Raw genomic sequence first — 16,107 nt, 5'->3', positions numbered from 1 at the left:
TGGCGCCATGACCGACACGCTTGAAGCTCCTGCCGCAGTCGAACCGGGTGCAGCACACGTGGATGCGGCCATCGACGGGTTGCTGGCTGCACACGACCCCAAGAAGCTGAGCTACGCCGAGTTCCGCGGTGCACAGTTCGATGCCGGCTTGGCGTGGGTGCACTTCGATGAGGGTCACGGGGGCCTCGGCGTGAGCCCCAAGCTGCAACGCCGGGTCGAGGAGCGGTTGCGGGCTGCCGGCGCTCGGCCTATGAAGCCGGTGACCTTCTTCATGCATCTTGCTGGGCCGACCATCCACACCCACGGCAGCGAAGAGGTCAAGCAGCGCTTCCTGCGGCCCATGTTCACCGGCGAGGAGCTGTGGTGCCAGCTGTTCAGCGAGCCCGGTGCCGGCAGCGACTTCGCCGGTTTGGCGACCAAGGCGGTTGCCGACGGCGATGAGTGGGTGGTGAACGGCCAGAAGGTCTGGAACACGCTGGCCCACCTCGGCGACTTCGGGATGCTGGTGACCCGCACCAATCCTGAGGTGCCCAAGCACCGCGGGCTCACCTACTTCGCGCTCGACATGAAGTCCCCGGGCGTGGAGGTGCGCCCGCTGCGTCAGATCACCGGCGAGGCCGAGTTCAACGAGGTCTACATGACGGACGCGCGTGTGCCTGATGCCCATCGCATCGGCGACGTCGGCGACGGCTGGCGGGTATCGCTCACCACCCTCATGAACGAGCGCAACGCCATCGGCGCGGGCGGCGCAGGCCCGCCCAAGCGGGGCAGCGGGCCTATCTCGGTGCTGGTGAAGCTGTGGGAGCAGCGGGACGAGGCCGAACGCGACGACGTCACCAAGGATCGCCTGACGCAGCTGTGGACCCGCGCCGAGGTGCTGCGGCTCACGAACATGCGAGCCGGAGCCAACCGGCGCATGGGCAATCCCGGGCCGGAGATGTCGATCGCCAAGCTGGCGTTCGCCGAGCTCAACCAGGCGCTCATGACCTGCGCGGTCGACATGATGGGCGCCGACGGGCTCGTCGGGTACGACTACACCTTCCGCCGTCCCGGCGACCTGTCCGTGGACGGCTCCGACGGCGCTGTCCAGCACGGGTTCCTGCGTGTGCGCGCCAACTCCATCGAGGGCGGCACGTCGGAGATCATGCGGAACATCCTGGGCGAGCAGGTGCTCGGCCTGCCGGGGGAGCCGCGGGTGGACAAGGACGTGCCCTGGGTGGACGTGCCCCGCAACTGAGACACGCCCACCCAGCGGGCCCCCATCTCAGCTCCCCAGTCTCAGCTCTTGGCCTCGGTCAGCATGTCCTGCACGATCAGGCCCAGGTCGCCCATCTGCGGGATCAGCTCCAGGCGCTCGTACACATCCGGCGGCGGGTAGATGCCTGGGTCCTCCAGGATCTCGTCGAGGATGTACGGCGTGGCCGCCTCGTTCGGGCTGCCGTAGTACGTGTAGTTGGTGAGCGCAGCGCCGTTCTCGGCGTCGAGCAGGAAGTTGATCATGGCGTGGGCCGAGCACACGTTGTCGGCGTTGTGCGGGATGGCCATGGTGTCCACCCAGCGCACGCCGCCCTCCACCGGGATCGTGTACACGTGCGTCTCGTACGCGTCGGTCTCGAAGAACGCCTGGGCGAAGCCGCCGCTCCAGCCGTGGGCCACGTCGACCTCGCCGTTGACCAGGTCGTCGCCGTAGGTCACCGAGTCGTACTTGACCAGCCGGTCGTTGGTGGCCTTCAGCAAGGCGCCCGCCTCGCGGATGGCGTCCTCGTTGCCTGACTCGATGGTCTCGGTGATGCTGTAGCCCAAGTACTTGAGCGCCGCTGACACGGCCTCGGGAGCGTCGTCGAGCATCGAGATGCCTCCGGGCACCTGGGCTGCGGTGTCGGCATCGAAGATGACCGCCCACGACGATTCGCCTCCGATCGCATCGAGCGCGTCGTAGGTCATGCCGATGCCGGTGGTGCCCCACTGGTACGCCACGTGATACTGGTGCTCGGGGTCGAATGGCGGGTTGTCCCACGCGTCGTCGAGGTTGGCGACGTTCGGGAGAGCGTCGTAGTTGAGCGGCAGCAACAGTTCCTCTTCGATCATCAGCGCCACCATGTAGTCCGACGGCACAACCAAGTCGTAGATGGCCGCCTCGGACTCGACTTGGCTGAGCATCTGCTCGTTCGACTCGTAGACCGTGTAGTCGATGCTGATGCCGGTCTCTTCCTCGAAGGCCAACAGCAGCTCCTCATCCATGTAGTCGGCCCAGTTGTAGAAGGCCAGATCGCCGTCGGTCTCGCCGGGTTCGCAGTCATCGGCGGCGTTGTCGCTGCCCCCGCCGCCGCATGCAGCCAGCAGCAGTGCCGCCGTGGCGGCAAGTGCTAGCCATCGGTACCGGCGCAGCCGCCCCGTGGTCTGAGATGTGATGGACATTGTTTCTCCCCTTGTCGAGATGGTCGAATTCAAGGCGTCGTGCTCCTGGGGCGCTGCAGGGCCAGCGATGCCACCACCAGCGTGATCGAGGCGGCCAGCATCAGCGTGGAGATGGCGTTCAGCTCGGGTGTCACGCCTTGGCGGATAGTGCTGAAGACGTACACCGGCAGGGTTGTCGCACCGGGGCCGGCGGTAAAGGCCGAGATGACGACATCGTCGAGCGAGAGTGCCAGCGCCAGCAGCGCGCCCGCGGCAATTCCCGGTGCGATCAGCGGCAGCGTCACCCTTCTGAACGTACGCCATGGCGTGGCGTACAGATCACGTGCCGCCTCTTCGAGGGTGCGATCGAACTGGTCCAGCCGTGCGCGCACCACCACCGCGACAAACGAGATGTTGAACGCGATGTGGCTGAGGGCAACGGTGGTGACGCCGAGGGTGAGCCGCGGTCCGAAGGTGTCGATGAGCTTGAACGCCTCGGCGAAGAAGACCAGCAGCATGACGGCCATCGTGATGTCGGGAATGACGATGGGCAGGTACACGGTGCCGTCCAGTGCACGCCGGCCCTTGAAGCGGTAGCGGTCGAGGGCGAGCGCCACCGCGGTGCCGAGCACCGTGGAGACGATGGTCGAGCTGATGGCGACGATCAGCGACACCCGCAGCGCGCTGATGATCTGCGTGTTGCCGAGTGCTTCGCCATACCAGCGCGGGGACAGTCCTTGCCAGACATTGACCCGCTCGGAGTCGTTGAAGGAGAAGACCACCAGCACGACGATCGGGACATAGAGAAAGGCGAACACAAACCAGGCATTCGCCTTCAGCAGGCGCCGGGCCGAGGCTTTGGTGCCCGCAGTGCCGAGGCTGCTCATGGCGCACTGGCCCCGGTGCGTTCGGCATTGGCTGAGTTCCGCTGGTTGACGGCCACCGCAACGAGCATTGCCACGATGATGAGCACGCTCAGTGAAGCACCGAGCGGCCAGTTGCGCGCCGCCTGGAACTGGCGCGCCACGTACGAGCCGATGAGCAGCGTCTTGGCCCCGCCCAGGATCTCCGGCACCACGTACGAGCCGAAGCTGGGCACAAACACCAGCACACAGCCCGCCACGATGCCCGACCGGGTGAGGGGCACCGTCACCTTCCAGAAGGCCTTCGCCCCGCTGGCGTACAGGTCACGGGCGGCCTCCACCAGGTGCCAGTCCATTCGTTCGAGCGCCACATACAGCGGCAGCACCATGAAGGTCAGAAAGCCGTACACCATGCCCAGCACCACGGCCGTGGGCGTGAACAGGATGCGGAAGGTGCCGAAGCCCATGGCTTCGCTGAGTGCAGAGGCGGGGCCGTTCGAGCCGAGCAGGAAGCGAATGGCGAAGACCCGCACGAGCCCGTTGGTCCAGAACGGGATCATCACCAGCACGAGCAGTCGGGCCCGCAGCCGGGGCGGACGGGTGGCGAGGTAGTAGGCGAAGGGGTACGCCACGATCAGGCACAGCACGGTGGTGAGGAAGGCCAGCCACGCCGAGCGGGCGATGATGCCCAGGATCACGTCGTCGGCGATGCGCTCGTAGGAGTTGAGGTTCCACCCGCTCAGCGAGGTACGGCCCGTGGACGTGCGGGTCGCGAACGAGTACACGGTGATGAGGCCGAGGGGGACCATGAAGAAGATGAGCAGGTAGAGCGCACCGGGCGTGGCGATGAGCGTGCCGGTGCGCCGGGCTCTGCGCTGCGTGTCGAGTTCGGCAGGTGTCTGTGGGGCGGCGGCCGGTGCTGGCTCGTCGGGTCGGGCAGCGGTCTGCTGCGCCGCCTCAGGCTTGACGCGACGCAGCCACGGCATCAGTCCGCGACCACCGTCGTCGTCGCAGGCAACCAGCTGGCCGAGACAGGTTCGCCGACTGCCAGAGCGGCGGAACCGGTCTCGGCGCGCACGGTGATGGTGGTCGCGCCGTCGCCTGACCCGCCGATCGACACCGTGTACACGAATGCGTGGCCGAGGTAGGTGGCGTCACCGATCACCCCGTCGAGGCACGGCGCCCCCTGGGGTGTCTCGCCTCGGCCGTGAAGCCGCACCTGTTCGGGCCGCACGCTGAGGGCCGCCGGAGTTCCTGCGGCCAGATCGGTTTCGGCTGCGACGACCGCTCCGGCATGGAGGCGCAGCGTCGTGCTGCTCTCCACGACGCCTTCGAGCAGGTTCGTCCGCCCTATGAAGTCGGCCACGAAGCGGTTGGCGGGGTGCTCGTACACCTGCGCCGGAGTCCCGACCTGCAGGAGGCGTCCCTCGGACATGACGCCTACCCGGTCGCTCATGGCCAAGGCTTCTTCCTGGTCGTGCGTCACGAAGATGAAGGTGATGCCGACCTCGCGCTGGAGCGCCTTGAGCTCGGTTTGCATCTCCTGGCGCAGCTTCAGGTCGAGTGCACCCAGCGGCTCGTCCAGCAGCAGCACCTTGGGATGGTTCACGAGCGCTCGGGCCAGGGCGACACGCTGCTGCTGGCCACCTGAGAGTTGCGAGGGCCTGCGCTGCTCCATGCCTTCCAGGCGCACCAGCGCTGTCGCCTCGGCAACCTGCCGGTCGGCCTCAGCGCCCCGGATGCCGCGCATCTGCAGGCCGAAGGCAATGTTCTGGGCGACCGTCATGTGGGGAAACAGCGCATAGGCCTGGAAGACGGTGTTGACCGGCCGGCGGTCGGGCGGCCACGAGGCGACTTCCTCGCCGAAGATCGCCAGCCTTCCCTCGCTCGGGATGTCCAGGCCGGCGATCATGCGCAGCGTTGTGGTCTTCCCGCAGCCAGATGGCCCCAGCAGGGCGAAGAATTCGCCGTCGCCGATCTCCAAATCGACCTCGTCGACGGCTACCACATCGCCGAAGCGTTTCGAGATGCCGTGCATCTCCACGGCCGGCACGCCGGCGCGGCCTTCAGCGGCCGGCCCGTGCGCCACTCCGCCATCGCGTTCGGCTGTCGGCCCGGCCACCGCGCCGTCGCCGTTCATGTGAGCCCGAGGGGGCTGGCCGGCGCGCCAGCCCGCACGGCCTGCGTGCAGATGAAGTCGTGGGCGAGGGTGGCGGCCGCCAACGCCGTGATCTCAGAGACGTCGTAGGCCGGCGCAACCTCCACCACGTCCATGCCGACGATGTCGAAGGGCGCGAGGCCGCGCACGATCTCCAGTGCTTGTGCCGTGGTCAGCCCGCCTGCAACCGGGGTGCCCGTGCCGGGTGCGAAGGCAGGGTCGAGGCAGTCGATGTCGAAAGTCACGTACGCCCGCCGGTCCGCGACCTGCTCACGCACGACCTCGAGCACTGCCGCGGGCCCGTTGCGATGCACCCATGGCGCGCCCAGCACCGTGAATCCGTAGTCGTCGTCGTTGTGGGTGCGGATGCCGATCTGGACAGACGCTGACGGGTCGATGATCCCCTCCTGCAGCGCTCGCAGGAACATCGAGCCGTGGTCCAGGCGACCCTCGTCGTCGGGCCAGGTGTCGGGGTGTGCGTCGAAGTGGATGAGCGCCAGCGGGCCGTGCTTGGCCGCGTGAGCACGCAGGATCGGGTAGGTGACGAAGTGGTCGCCGCCGAAGGTCACCATCTGGGCACCGTGGGCGAGGATCTCGGCGCAGTGAGCTTCGATTCGCTCGACAGCGTCGGTGGGATGGCCGTAGTCGATGAAGCAGTCGCCGTAGTCGACCACGGCGAGGTAGGCCAACGGGTCGAAGCCGAAGGGGTAGGCGTCGAGCTCGGCAAGACCCGTCGACGCCGCCCGGATGGCGCGTGGGCCGAGACGTGCGCCGGGCCGGTTCGACGTCGCCATGTCGAACGGGATGCCCGACACGACGATGTCGGCATCGGCGATGTCGCGGGTGTAGCGGCGCCGCAGGAACGACAGCGCACCGCCGTAGGTCATCTCGGGCTTGCGACCGTGCAGGTCCTCCGAGCGGAATGCCTGGTCACCGAGGGTTTCAGCAGCAGAGCCGGCGATCAGGCCCCCGCCGCCCGCCGCGGATTCGGCGCTGTCACTCACGAGCGGTCTTCCGAGGGCCCGCGCAGCTCGGGGTTACGCCACACGATCAGCGCCGCCCAGCTGTCCGTGGCCGGATCGGCGATGTAGTTCGGCAGGCCGCACACTGCCTCGAAGCCGTTCTCGATCTGAAAGCTCAGCGTCCGGTCGTACAGCCGGCCTTCGCGGACTTCGGCGATGTACTCATCAGCCGTCATGTCGTCTTTGTGCTCGGCGTATCCCGGAATGACACCGCCCGCCACGATCCCGTCCAGCCCCAGGTCGATGCAGACCTGCTTGCGCAGCACGTAGAGCTCGGCACCGATGCCGCGGCGGCGGTGGGAGAGCCGGGTGGCAATGCTGGTGCCGTAGTACCAGCGGCCGTCAGAGACATGGCCGCTGCCGCTGTGGTCTTCGGGGACGAGGTCGGCGATGGTGTGAATCGGGTTCGCCATGTCGAAATCGCAGCGAATGCCGACCCCCATGGCCACCAGCTCGTCGCCGTCGAATCCTGCGAAACAGCCCTCAGGGAAGTCGTGCGCCAGTTGTTCGAAGCCTTGGGCGTCATAGAGATCATTGCGATCGGCCGTGGGGTGGGAGGCCAATTCCAGGGCCTCCAGTTCGGGAGCCCACTCCGGGAGGATTCGGGCGTAGCGAAGGCCCGAACGCTCGCCGACTGAGACGGCTTCGATCTCACGCATCGCAGCACCCCCGCGGCGCCTGCTGCACTCAGTCGCCGGCTGAGACATTACTTCCGCCCCGGCGGGACTGATCGCAGCGGTAGTTTCCGCGGTATGGCTGCCGCGCTCGAGGGGGATCCCTGGTCGCTGGAAACGGCATCGATCACACCGCTGTGGATCGACCGGCTGGAGCCGCCTGTTTCGCCGCGGCCTGCGGTCGAGGGCGATCTGGATGTCGATGTCGTCATCGTGGGTGGCGGCTTCAGCGGACTGTGGACTGCCTACTACCTGCGTCGGCTCGAACCGTCGCTGCGGGTGGCAGTCCTGGAGCGGCATTACTGCGGCTTCGGGGCATCGGGACGCAACGGCGGCTGGGCTGTGGGGGAGCTGGCAGGCTCGTTCCACGACTACGCGCGGCGCGCCAGTCCCACCGAGTCGCTCCGCTTGGTGCGGGCCGTCTTCGACGCAGTGGATGAGATCGGGCGCGTGTCAGCAGCCGAGGGGATCGACTGCGACTACGCCAAGGGCGGCACGATCCGGGTGGCGCGCACGGATCCCCAAGCAGATCGGCAGGTTGCCGAGATTGCTGAGGCCCGCGAGATCGGGCTGACCGAGGACGAGATGCGCCTGCTCGACGCGGACCAGGCCCGCGAGCAGCTCAACGCCACTGAGGTGCGCAGCGGCTTGTTGCTCGGTCCGTCCGCCGTCGTGGATCCAGCCAAGCTCGTGACCGGGCTCGCCTGCGCCGCCGAAGCGGCTGGGGCAGAGATCTACGAGCAGACACGTGCCACCGGCTTCGACGGCGGAGCAGTGCAGGTTGCCCCAGAAGGCACCCGTGATCTGCCGATGAGCCGTCGTCGCTGTGAAGTCCGGGCCCCGGTGATCGTGCGCGCTACTGAGGCCTACACCCGGGATCTGCGCGGGCTGCGACGGGACGTCCTGCCGGTCTATTCGCGCATGATCGCAACCGAGCCGCTGCCCGGTGATTTGTTCGAGGACATCGGCTTGGCCGACCGTCCCAGCTTCGCTGACGACCGGCGGATGGTCACCTACGGGCAGCGCACCGCCGACAACCGGCTCGCATTCGGCGCGACGGGGGTGCCCTACAGCTTCGGTTCACGCATCGTTCCGTCCACCGAGGCGCACATGGGCATGCACCGGCGGATCTGGCGAGTGCTGGCTGAGATGCTGCCGCAGGTGGCCGATGCGAGGATCACTCACCGCTGGGGCGGGGTGCTCGGCATCCCACGCAACTGGCTGCCCGGTGTCCGCTTTGACCCGCGGACGGGCGAGGGGGTACTGGGCGGCTATGTGGGGGAGGGTGTCGCAGCGTCGAATCTTGCCGGGCGCACCATGGCCGAACTGGTCTGCGGGCTGGACACTGAACGTACGAGCCTGCCGTGGGTGGGAGTCAGGTCCCGGCGCTGGGAGCCCGAGCCGCTGCGCTGGCTGGGGGTGCGTGCCAGTCGGGCGCTGCTCGGTGTGGCGGACCACCGAGAGCAGCGGACGGGCCGTCGCGAGCGGTTGGCCTCCGGCATTGCGACGCTGCTGCGCGGCGGCCACTAGCGCGGCCCTGCCGTTCGGTCCCGGTTGGTGGCGTTGCCGTCGCGGACGCCACAACCGACCCGAGGGGGTCAGTCGCAGTCGAGGCGGTAGGCGCCCTGGTGGGGGACCATGATGCCGGCGGTGGGTCCCCCGAAGTGGGTGCCGATCACCAACGTCTCACCGTCGGCCCAATCGCCGAAGGCCTCGTGGCGGGTGCGGCGGGCCTCGTCGGGGTCGGTGTCGAACATCGAGCTGAGATCGGGGTCGGCGAGCTGCATCGGGGTGTGCGCCATGTCGCCGGTGATGATTGCCCGCTTGCCGCCGTCTTGGATCACCACGGAAAGGTGACCCGGGGTGTGGCCCGGCGTCGACTGGAACGACACCTCCGGGCAGATGCTGTCGACGGCCTCGACCATGTTGGCGCGATCCGCTGCGGCGACGGGTGCCACGGAGTCCTCGAACACCGCATCGCCGAACAGGTCCTCGTGGTTGGCCCAGTAGTCGTACTCGGGAGCGCAGAACAGGTACTCCGCGTTGGGGAATGTGGGCACCCATTCGCCGTCGGCGCTCAGGCAGGTGTTCCAGCCCACGTGGTCCACGTGCAGGTGGGTGCAGACCACATGAGTGATGGCCTCGGGCGGGAAGCCCGCTGCGGTCATGTCGTCGAGGAACGGGCCCTGCTGCTCATGCCAGAGGGGGTTGGAACGCTGCTTGTTGTTGCCGACGCAGGTGTCCACCGCTATGCGGTGCTCTCCGGCAGAGATCACGCAGGTGTGGATGCGCTGCAGCAGGTAGCCGTCGTCGCTGACGAAATGCGGTCGCAGCCAGGGCGCGGCCTCTGCGCGGGCCAGCACCCCGCCCTTGCTCACTCCGTCATAGAGGAACCGTGGCGATGTGGGCGTGGCGGTTTCCGAGATCGACGTGATGGTGACCTCGCCGATCTGCCAGCGCTGCGGCACGGCATGCTCGCTGCCGGCGTCTGCGGGGCCGGCTTCGCTCTCAGCGCCGGCGTTCACGGCTGGCGCCCGACGTAGCCGAGGTAGCGGTGCGACATCGGGGCATCGTCGGGCACATCGACTGCGTCGGTGATCAATCGCCACTTCCGGGGAATGTCGCCCAGTGCTTGCACCCGTGCGAGGGTGGCTTCGCACAGGTCATCAGGCAGGTCGATGGGGTTGCCGGTGGACTGGGCCAGGTCCCATGCATGGGTCAGCGGATCCCACTGCACCATGCCCACGAAGTTCTCGAAGCTCATCGGCCCGAACCAGTACTTGTCCTCGGCAGACAGGTCGGCCCCGTCTATTGCGTCGAGCACGCCGTCCCGGGTGGCTTGCCACTGGGCCGCCGGATCGCCGGCGTCGTCGGCCATTTGGGGCATGCTCACCTCGCCGGTACGGGCGATGCCGGCGAGCGCATCGAGTACGCCGCACTGGTGGCGCAGCAGTTCGGTTGCGTTCCAGTCGGCGCACGGGGTGTCGTTGCCCCAGGCACCATCGGGCACGCTGGCCACCACCGAATCGAAGAGCGCGACGGAGCGCTTGAACTGGTCAACGATCTCGCTCATCGGCAAGAACCTCCTTGTGTGGTCGCGCCCTCCCGCTTGAGGCAGAGCGGCAACCTGCGGCGGATGCCGATGGTAGGCCGACTCGCGCCGGCAAGCCCGCTCAGCCGGCGTCGACGAGATTGACCCGCAGCCCAGCGTCGGCGGGCTTGGCTCAGCTGGAGTTGGCGAGGTCGGCTCAGCTGGCGTCGACGAGGTTGACCCGCAGGCCGGCCAGCGCCACCTGGCTGTCGTTCACGTAGCAGTCCCGGGTGCGGGCCGCTGCCAGCACCCCGTCACGATCCACGGTCGCGACATCGATGCCGCCGAGGCCTTCGCCGCGGCCGTCCTCTTCTTGCACGAACCTCAGCGTGGCGTTGTCGAGTTGGATCGTGGAGTGGCCGTCGCTGTCGGTGCCCAGGTCGATCTGCGCGATCTGGCTCCAGCGCTCGGCCAGCCGCTGACACCTGGATCGGTGAAGCACGGCTCGACGCCGAGGACACTCTGGATGTCCGCCGAGGTCTGGGCCAAGTCGGCGGTAGTAACAGCAATCTGACGGAGGCGAATCCACATGCGCGTCACCCTACGACGCCCTGCCGCACCCCTGCAGAGGAACTGGCGCCCCGATCAGGGCGCGGTATCTGAGTCTCAGCGAGGACGTCTCGCCTCCGAACGGATAGCCGGCAACGGGTCCGCCTGATCGGCCTCGATCTGTGCCATCAACTCGCGGTTCCTCAACAGCGCAGCCTCGTGCGCCGACATCACGACGGCCGTACCACCGGATGGGCTGTCATCGGCCTCGTCATTCACGCATGGAGAGCTGCCACACGTTCCGAGGCAGAGCCGAACACCATGTCGCACCCCGGCAGTAGGTTCGCCATCATGAACGACGAGCAGGTTTGGATGCAACGCCTTGAGGAGTATGTGAGCTACCTGCGGGACGAGCGGGGCGTTGGGGAGTCGACGTACGGCCAGCGCAGCAGCATCGCGCGCCGCTGGATCGAGTTCGCACTGCAACGGGGGCACAGTCCTGCGGAGCTAGCTGATGATCTCGTCGGCGAGTTGCTTGACCGGCAGCGGGATTTGGCGGATTCCTCGCGCTACGCCTATACAAAGGACCTCGAAAATTGGTGTCGCTGGCTGTCGGGCGATCAGGTCGTTCACCGCCGAGCTTCTGCCGCTGAGTCCGCAGGACGCGACGAGATCGCCATGTGGATGTCGCGGCTTGAGGAATACCTGAGCTTTCTGCGGCATCGTGGACGGAGGCCGAGCACGATCAAGAATCGGCGTAGGCACGTCTCGAAGTGGATCAGGTTCGCGTGTTCAACTGATCGGAACCCGGCGGCATGGAATTCTTCGGCTGTCGAGGAGGCGTTCGTTGTATGGGGCACGGTGGAGTCTCCACGACAACGCGACTACATCAGGCGCAGGATCCAGGTGTGGTGCCAGTACTGGCAGGGCACTGATCTGCACTCGCCGACGCTCGAAGAACTAGTACAGCAGTTTCGAGACTCGGGGTACCCAGGTGAGGACGTGCCGCACCACCGAGCAGCGCGGGCCGAGTTCGAACAGGTACTGAACTCGCTTCCGAGCCTGAGCTACGGCCAACGTGACCAGCTCAGAGTCGTATGGAATACCACCAAGTACGACTACGGCGGTGCCGGTGTGGTCGCAGGTATGCACGCTGCACTTCGAGACGTTAGCGAGGCCGACTGGCCCGGTATGCGGGACCAGATCCACAGGCTCTGCCATGGCCCTGGCGAGCTCACCGCACGATTCGACGAGACCATCGGCAACGTGAAGGGTTTCGGGGAGTTGATGGCAACCCGGATGCTGGCGATCACGTGGCCCAATCGCTTCTTGCCGAACTTCAAGCTCCGTTCCGCCAATTCCAAGTGGCCCGGCAAGCTCGACATGATCGAATTGCTCGATCGACTCGATCTATTCGATGACTCAACGGTGGACGAAGCGCGGGGGTTACTAGACGCAAGTCGAGGAACCCACAGCATCGGAGATCTCGTCGTTCGCTCCAACGACTTGCTGGCGCAGTTGTTGCACCCGTTCTTCAGCGACGGCGATTTTGTTGACAGCTGGGGAATGGCGCAGTTTTTGTACTGGCTGGCCGAAGTGCAAGACGCCAGCGACGTTGAACCCGACGACGACGGTGATGACGAGTCTGATCCGTCTCGGGAGAGTCTCGCGGTTGCGCTTGGGAAAGCGGCTGAAGATCTGCTGTGCGGGGTGGAGTTCCTCAACGATGTTGTCGACCTGCTTGAGGACAAGGGACAGGTAATCCTGTATGGACCGCCAGGAACCGGCAAGACGCACTTTGCTCGCGGTCTGGCATGGGCGCTGACAGGCATCCAAGACGATGAGGAATATGAGGACGACGGACCATATTCGCTGGTGCAATTCCACCCGGCGTACTCGTACGAGGACTTTTTCGAGGGATACCGGCCGTCTGTCGACGATGACGGCAACATGACGTACCGGCTCACGCCGGGACCGTTGGTGAAGCTGGCAGAGTTCGCCGAAGCCAATCCGGATCAGCGGCACGTCATGGTGATCGACGAGATCAATCGGGCGAACCTGCCCCGGGTGCTGGGCGAATTGCTCTATCTGCTGGAGTATCGCGATGAGTGGACTCAAACGCAGTATCGACCGGTTGATGGCTTCACGCTGCCGTCCAACTTATGGATCATCGGCACGATGAACACGGCCGACCGGTCGATTGCGCTCATAGACGCGGCGATGCGGCGGCGGTTCCACTTCGTGCCGTTCTTCCCAGATCGTGAGCCGACGGCGGGGTTGCTGCGGCGCTGGTGCGAACAGAACGAGCAGGGGCAGACGTGGATCGCTGACTTGCTCGATGGCGTCAACGCGCGACTCCGCGGCGATCTCGGAGGTGACCACATGCTCATCGGGCCGAGCCACTTCATGAAGAACAACTTGAACAAGGACGGCGTACGGCGAATCTGGGAATACAACATTGAGCCGCTGATTGAGGACCAGTTCTTCGGTCGCCAGGAGGTAATCGACAGTTACCGGTTCCACGAGGTTTGGAAGCGTCACGGGCCCGGCGCGACTGAGTCGGGTTCGGAAACGCCAACACCGGACGGATCTGTCGATGACGGTGAACCCCCGTCCGGAGGTGATGAAGGCGCCGAAGGCCAAGGTGGCGAGTAAGTGTCATTCGTCGATGCTGCGGTGAGGCCGGACGCCCTCGAGATGGGTCGTGACGCGGGCCAAGGCAGACGGACTGTGCTTCAGGAGTGGAGCACCGAGCGCTTGCGGCTGGATGACGAAGTGGCGCGCCGTCTTGGGGAGACGCCGTGGGTGTCGGTGGCAATCGATCGAGAGCGCGGCTGGTGGAAGGTGTCGACTCGGCAGTGGGTCGGGGCGTTCACTCTGGACGACCTACGCATCATCGTGCGGCCGAAGATCAAGCCCGAGAACCTGTTCTTCCTGCTGGAAGTGGGGCTGCCGTCGGAGACGTGGCAGGCCGAGGCCATCGACTACGCAACTAACGACGAGCTGCTGCCGGCGCTGGTGTCGTTCTTCTCACGTACGGCAGAAACCACGCTCGCGCGTGGGCTCTTCCATCACTACCGGCACGAAGAGGATGACCTGCTCGCGCTGCGAGGCCGTATCGACTTCGTGCGGCAGTTCCGTCGGGGCGGGGTACTGGTGCCGATGGCGTGCTCGTGGGACGAATTCACCGCAGACGTGGACGAGAACCGCTGCCTGAGAGCTGCAGTTCGACTGGCGCTGCGTGTGCCCGACGTGCCTCACGACGATCGGCGGCGGCTTCGCCGGCTGCTCGCTGCGCTCGATGGGGTGGCCGAACCCACCGTGACGATGGCGCTGGACCGTCTTGATCGCATCCAATACAGCCGGCTGAACGAGCACTATCGGCCGGCGCTGGCGCTGGCACGTCTGATACTGGCCAACTGCACCCTGCAGGACCAGCACGGCGACACCGCGGCATCAGCGTTCATGCTGGACATGAACCAACTCTTCGAGGATTTCGTGGCGGCCCGGCTCCAGCGAGCGCTGTGCGGGCGGTTGGATGTGCGAGCTCAGACACGGCCTTATCTCGATGACGAGCGCCAAGTCCAGATCAAGCCGGACCTCATCTTCCGTCACCGCAGCGAAACCGTCGGTGTCGCCGACCTCAAGTACAAGCTCGCAGAAGCTGATACGAGCACCACGGGCCTTGCCGGGCCGCTCGCACGGCACGGCGACTACTACCAATTGCTGGCCTACACCACAGCGCTCAAGCTGAGGGAAGGCACCCTCATCTATTGCGCTGATGTCGATCGCGACGCATCCGCCGGACCTGGCGGTTCAGCTGGATCGGTTGGAGTCGCTGGGGGCGCAGAAGATGCTCCGGGTCACGATGGCGGTGTCACAGCTCTAGCTGGGTCAGCAATCACGGTTCGGCACGCGGGAACGAAACTCCACGCTGTCGCCATTGACCTCTCGGGCACCCCAAGCGACATCGACGCTCAAATCGCCGCCCTTGCCGAACACCTGATGAGATCGACGGAGCGCCCAACCGCCTCTGAGCCTGCGTCGGGATAAGCCGCCCACCCGATCGGTCGCGCGCCAGCGGCCCAGGCACTGGACCCGCAGCTCCGCAGGCAGGCGTCAATCCCGTGATGCCCGGAGTCAGACCCAGGCCCGAACCAAAGCCCCGGCATCTTTGATGTCACACCCCATTCGTACAATTGTTCTATGGCAAGCGATAGCGAACCGGCTTCCGGCAGCGCTCAGGCCACGAACGCCGTTCCGGCCGACGGAACGACTGGCGTGTTTGCGTCGGGCGGAGTGCGCGTGGATGCGGCTGACGTGACGGTGCTGTGTGGGGCGGGGTTGCGGGCTCGGTTGGGTGAGATAGCGCGGGCGGAATCGCGGCTGGCTGCGATGAAGGCCGACACTCTGGGTGAGATAGCGCGTCGCAGCGGCGACGGCGCGGCTGCGCATGCAGCGACCAACGAGATGTCGGTGTCTGGCCGGAAGGCTCGCAGCGATGTGCGCGACGCGGTGCGGCTCGGCAGTCTGGACGCGACCCGGGATGGGCTCGCTGCAGGCTCGGTGCCGGTGGGTCACGCGCAGATAATCGCTCGCGCTGCCGACGACGCTCCGGTCGACGAGCGGTATCTGGCCCAACGGGCGGCCCATGAGGGCTATGACGAGTTCCGCCGCACTGTGGCGCGCCATGTGGCCGACGTCAACGAGGACGACGGCGTGTCGGTGCTGGAACGGCAGCGCCAGGCGCGCTCGGGCACCATCGTGACCAGAGGCAGTGACGGCATGACGGTGCTGCATCTCGAGGTCGACCCGGTTACCGGTGCGCGGCTCGGCAGTGCGGTCGCCGCTGTGGAGCGGCGCCTGTTCAGCAACGAGGACCCCGATGCGCGGCGCACACCGCCACAACGTGCAGCGGACGCGATCTGCCAGCTCATCCTCGAACCCGACGCGAAGCGTCCTGCGGGGACGTCGCTGATCGTGGTGGCTGACTACGACCTGGTCAACCACCAGCTCACCAACGGACGTCTCGCTGATGGCACTCCGGTACCCATTGGCGAGATTGCACGCATCGCCGTCGATGCCGAGGTGCTGCCGACGATCTTCGAAGCCGCCACTGGCGACTTGCGCATGGGACGCAGCCGCCGCACCGCCACCGAGCTCCAACGCGCAGCGCTCGCCTTGCGCGACAAGGGCTGCGTGGGCTGCGGCATGTCGCCCGAACGTTGCCAGCACCACCACATCGACCACTGGCAATACGGCGGGCCCACCGACTATGAGAACCTCCTCACTGTCTGCCCCAACTGCCACAACGACTGTGTTGCGTCTGACTTCGCGCGACAGGTTCTGAGTTTTTTCAAGCAGCATCGGTCAAGGTTGGCTGTCTCAGCGCAGGAGGCTGCCGATGACCGCT

General features: G+C 66.4%; 14 protein-coding genes. 5 read left to right on the top strand and 9 right to left on the bottom strand.

All coding sequences use genetic code 11. The annotated features are described in order from the left end of the window. The first annotated feature begins 7 nt into the window (after nt 1–7). Nucleotides 8–1,237, top strand: a complete 1,230-nt coding sequence (locus tag VI480_RS10840) for an acyl-CoA dehydrogenase family protein (protein WP_323672858.1) — start codon at nt 8–10, stop codon at nt 1,235–1,237. A 41-nt stretch (nt 1,238–1,278) separates the two neighbouring features. Here VI480_RS10840 and VI480_RS10835 read toward each other — a convergent pair whose 3' ends face one another. From VI480_RS10835 to VI480_RS10810, 6 genes are read right to left on the bottom strand one after another with little or no spacing between them, the layout of a single operon-like run. Beyond that, nucleotides 1,279–2,418: a spermidine/putrescine ABC transporter substrate-binding protein gene (locus tag VI480_RS10835; protein ID WP_323672857.1), complete on the bottom strand. Its 1,140-nt coding sequence runs from the start codon at nt 2,416–2,418 to the stop codon at nt 1,279–1,281. Nucleotides 2,419–2,447: 29 nt separating this feature from the next. After that, on the bottom strand, nt 2,448–3,284 hold the full coding sequence (locus VI480_RS10830; RefSeq protein ID WP_323672856.1) for an ABC transporter permease: 837 nt from the start codon (nt 3,282–3,284) through the stop codon (nt 2,448–2,450). Further along, entirely contained in the window at nt 3,281–4,246 is a 966-nt protein-coding gene (locus VI480_RS10825; protein ID WP_323672855.1) for an ABC transporter permease, read from the bottom strand. The genes VI480_RS10830 and VI480_RS10825 overlap by 4 nt, the downstream gene beginning before the upstream one ends. Then, nucleotides 4,246–5,400, bottom strand: coding sequence for an ABC transporter ATP-binding protein (locus VI480_RS10820; protein WP_323672854.1), 1,155 nt, complete (start codon nt 5,398–5,400; stop codon nt 4,246–4,248). Before VI480_RS10820 ends, VI480_RS10825 begins: the two co-directional genes overlap by 1 nt. Continuing rightward, on the bottom strand, nt 5,397–6,380 hold the full coding sequence (gene speB, locus VI480_RS10815; protein ID WP_416246680.1) for an agmatinase: 984 nt from the start codon (nt 6,378–6,380) through the stop codon (nt 5,397–5,399). Before speB ends, VI480_RS10820 begins: the two co-directional genes overlap by 4 nt. Before the next feature lie 38 nt (nt 6,381–6,418). Then, nucleotides 6,419–7,099 carry a GNAT family N-acetyltransferase gene (locus VI480_RS10810; protein ID WP_323672852.1) on the bottom strand — a complete coding sequence of 227 codons (681 nt, stop codon included), beginning with the start codon at nt 7,097–7,099 and terminating at the stop codon, nt 6,419–6,421. A gap of 93 nt (nt 7,100–7,192) precedes the next feature. Here VI480_RS10810 and VI480_RS10805 point away from each other — a divergent pair, with 93 nt between their 5' ends. After that, entirely contained in the window at nt 7,193–8,644 is a 1,452-nt protein-coding gene (locus VI480_RS10805) for an FAD-binding oxidoreductase (protein ID WP_323672851.1), read from the top strand. 68 nt (nt 8,645–8,712) lie between these two features. Here VI480_RS10805 and VI480_RS10800 read toward each other — a convergent pair whose 3' ends face one another. From VI480_RS10800 to VI480_RS10790, 3 genes are all read right to left on the bottom strand, one after another. Next, on the bottom strand, nt 8,713–9,639 hold the full coding sequence (locus tag VI480_RS10800) for an MBL fold metallo-hydrolase (RefSeq protein WP_323672850.1): 927 nt from the start codon (nt 9,637–9,639) through the stop codon (nt 8,713–8,715). Continuing rightward, the gene (locus tag VI480_RS10795) at nt 9,636–10,187 is read right to left on the bottom strand and encodes a TIGR03086 family metal-binding protein (protein ID WP_323672849.1); all 552 of its coding nucleotides are present in this window, start codon (nt 10,185–10,187) and stop codon (nt 9,636–9,638) included. The genes VI480_RS10800 and VI480_RS10795 overlap by 4 nt, the downstream gene beginning before the upstream one ends. Before the next feature lie 175 nt (nt 10,188–10,362). Next, nucleotides 10,363–10,647 (bottom strand): hypothetical protein, encoded by a 285-nt coding sequence (locus VI480_RS10790; RefSeq protein ID WP_323672848.1) that lies wholly within the window; start codon nt 10,645–10,647, stop codon nt 10,363–10,365. 398 nt (nt 10,648–11,045) lie between these two features. Here VI480_RS10790 and VI480_RS10785 point away from each other — a divergent pair, with 398 nt between their 5' ends. From VI480_RS10785 to VI480_RS10775, 3 genes are all read left to right on the top strand, one after another. Continuing rightward, nucleotides 11,046–13,349: an AAA family ATPase gene (locus VI480_RS10785; protein ID WP_323672847.1), complete on the top strand. Its 2,304-nt coding sequence runs from the start codon at nt 11,046–11,048 to the stop codon at nt 13,347–13,349. After that, complete coding sequence (locus VI480_RS10780) at nt 13,350–14,747, top strand: McrC family protein (protein ID WP_323672846.1); 1,398 nt, start codon at nt 13,350–13,352, stop codon at nt 14,745–14,747. A 153-nt stretch (nt 14,748–14,900) separates the two neighbouring features. Continuing rightward, a partial coding sequence (locus tag VI480_RS10775; RefSeq protein ID WP_323672845.1) for an HNH endonuclease signature motif containing protein occupies nt 14,901–16,107 on the top strand: 1,207 nt, incomplete at its 3' end.

Origin of the sequence: Candidatus Poriferisodalis multihospitum (assembly GCF_028283155.1) — a bacterium.
GTDB lineage: Bacteria > Actinomycetota > Acidimicrobiia > Acidimicrobiales > Poriferisodalaceae > Poriferisodalis > Poriferisodalis multihospitum.
Note: the sequence above shows the minus strand (reverse complement) of the source record. Positions and strands in the feature narration are given on the sequence as shown.

What these genes read in the sequence shown, in the direction of transcription:
- VI480_RS10820 (WP_323672854.1), bottom strand. Translation starts at nt 5,400, where the DNA reads ATGAACGGCGACGGCGCGGTGGCCGGGCCGACAGCCGAACGCGATGGC.
- VI480_RS10825 (WP_323672855.1), bottom strand. Translation starts at nt 4,246, where the DNA reads ATGCCGTGGCTGCGTCGCGTCAAGCCTGAGGCGGCGCAGCAGACCGCT.
- VI480_RS10795 (WP_323672849.1), bottom strand. Translation starts at nt 10,187, where the DNA reads ATGAGCGAGATCGTTGACCAGTTCAAGCGCTCCGTCGCGCTCTTCGAT.
- VI480_RS10785 (WP_323672847.1), top strand. Translation starts at nt 11,046, where the DNA reads ATGAACGACGAGCAGGTTTGGATGCAACGCCTTGAGGAGTATGTGAGC.
- VI480_RS10840 (WP_323672858.1), top strand. Translation starts at nt 8, where the DNA reads ATGACCGACACGCTTGAAGCTCCTGCCGCAGTCGAACCGGGTGCAGCA.
- VI480_RS10805 (WP_323672851.1), top strand. Translation starts at nt 7,193, where the DNA reads ATGGCTGCCGCGCTCGAGGGGGATCCCTGGTCGCTGGAAACGGCATCG.
- VI480_RS10835 (WP_323672857.1), bottom strand. Translation starts at nt 2,418, where the DNA reads ATGTCCATCACATCTCAGACCACGGGGCGGCTGCGCCGGTACCGATGG.
- VI480_RS10830 (WP_323672856.1), bottom strand. Translation starts at nt 3,284, where the DNA reads ATGAGCAGCCTCGGCACTGCGGGCACCAAAGCCTCGGCCCGGCGCCTG.
- VI480_RS10810 (WP_323672852.1), bottom strand. Translation starts at nt 7,099, where the DNA reads ATGCGTGAGATCGAAGCCGTCTCAGTCGGCGAGCGTTCGGGCCTTCGC.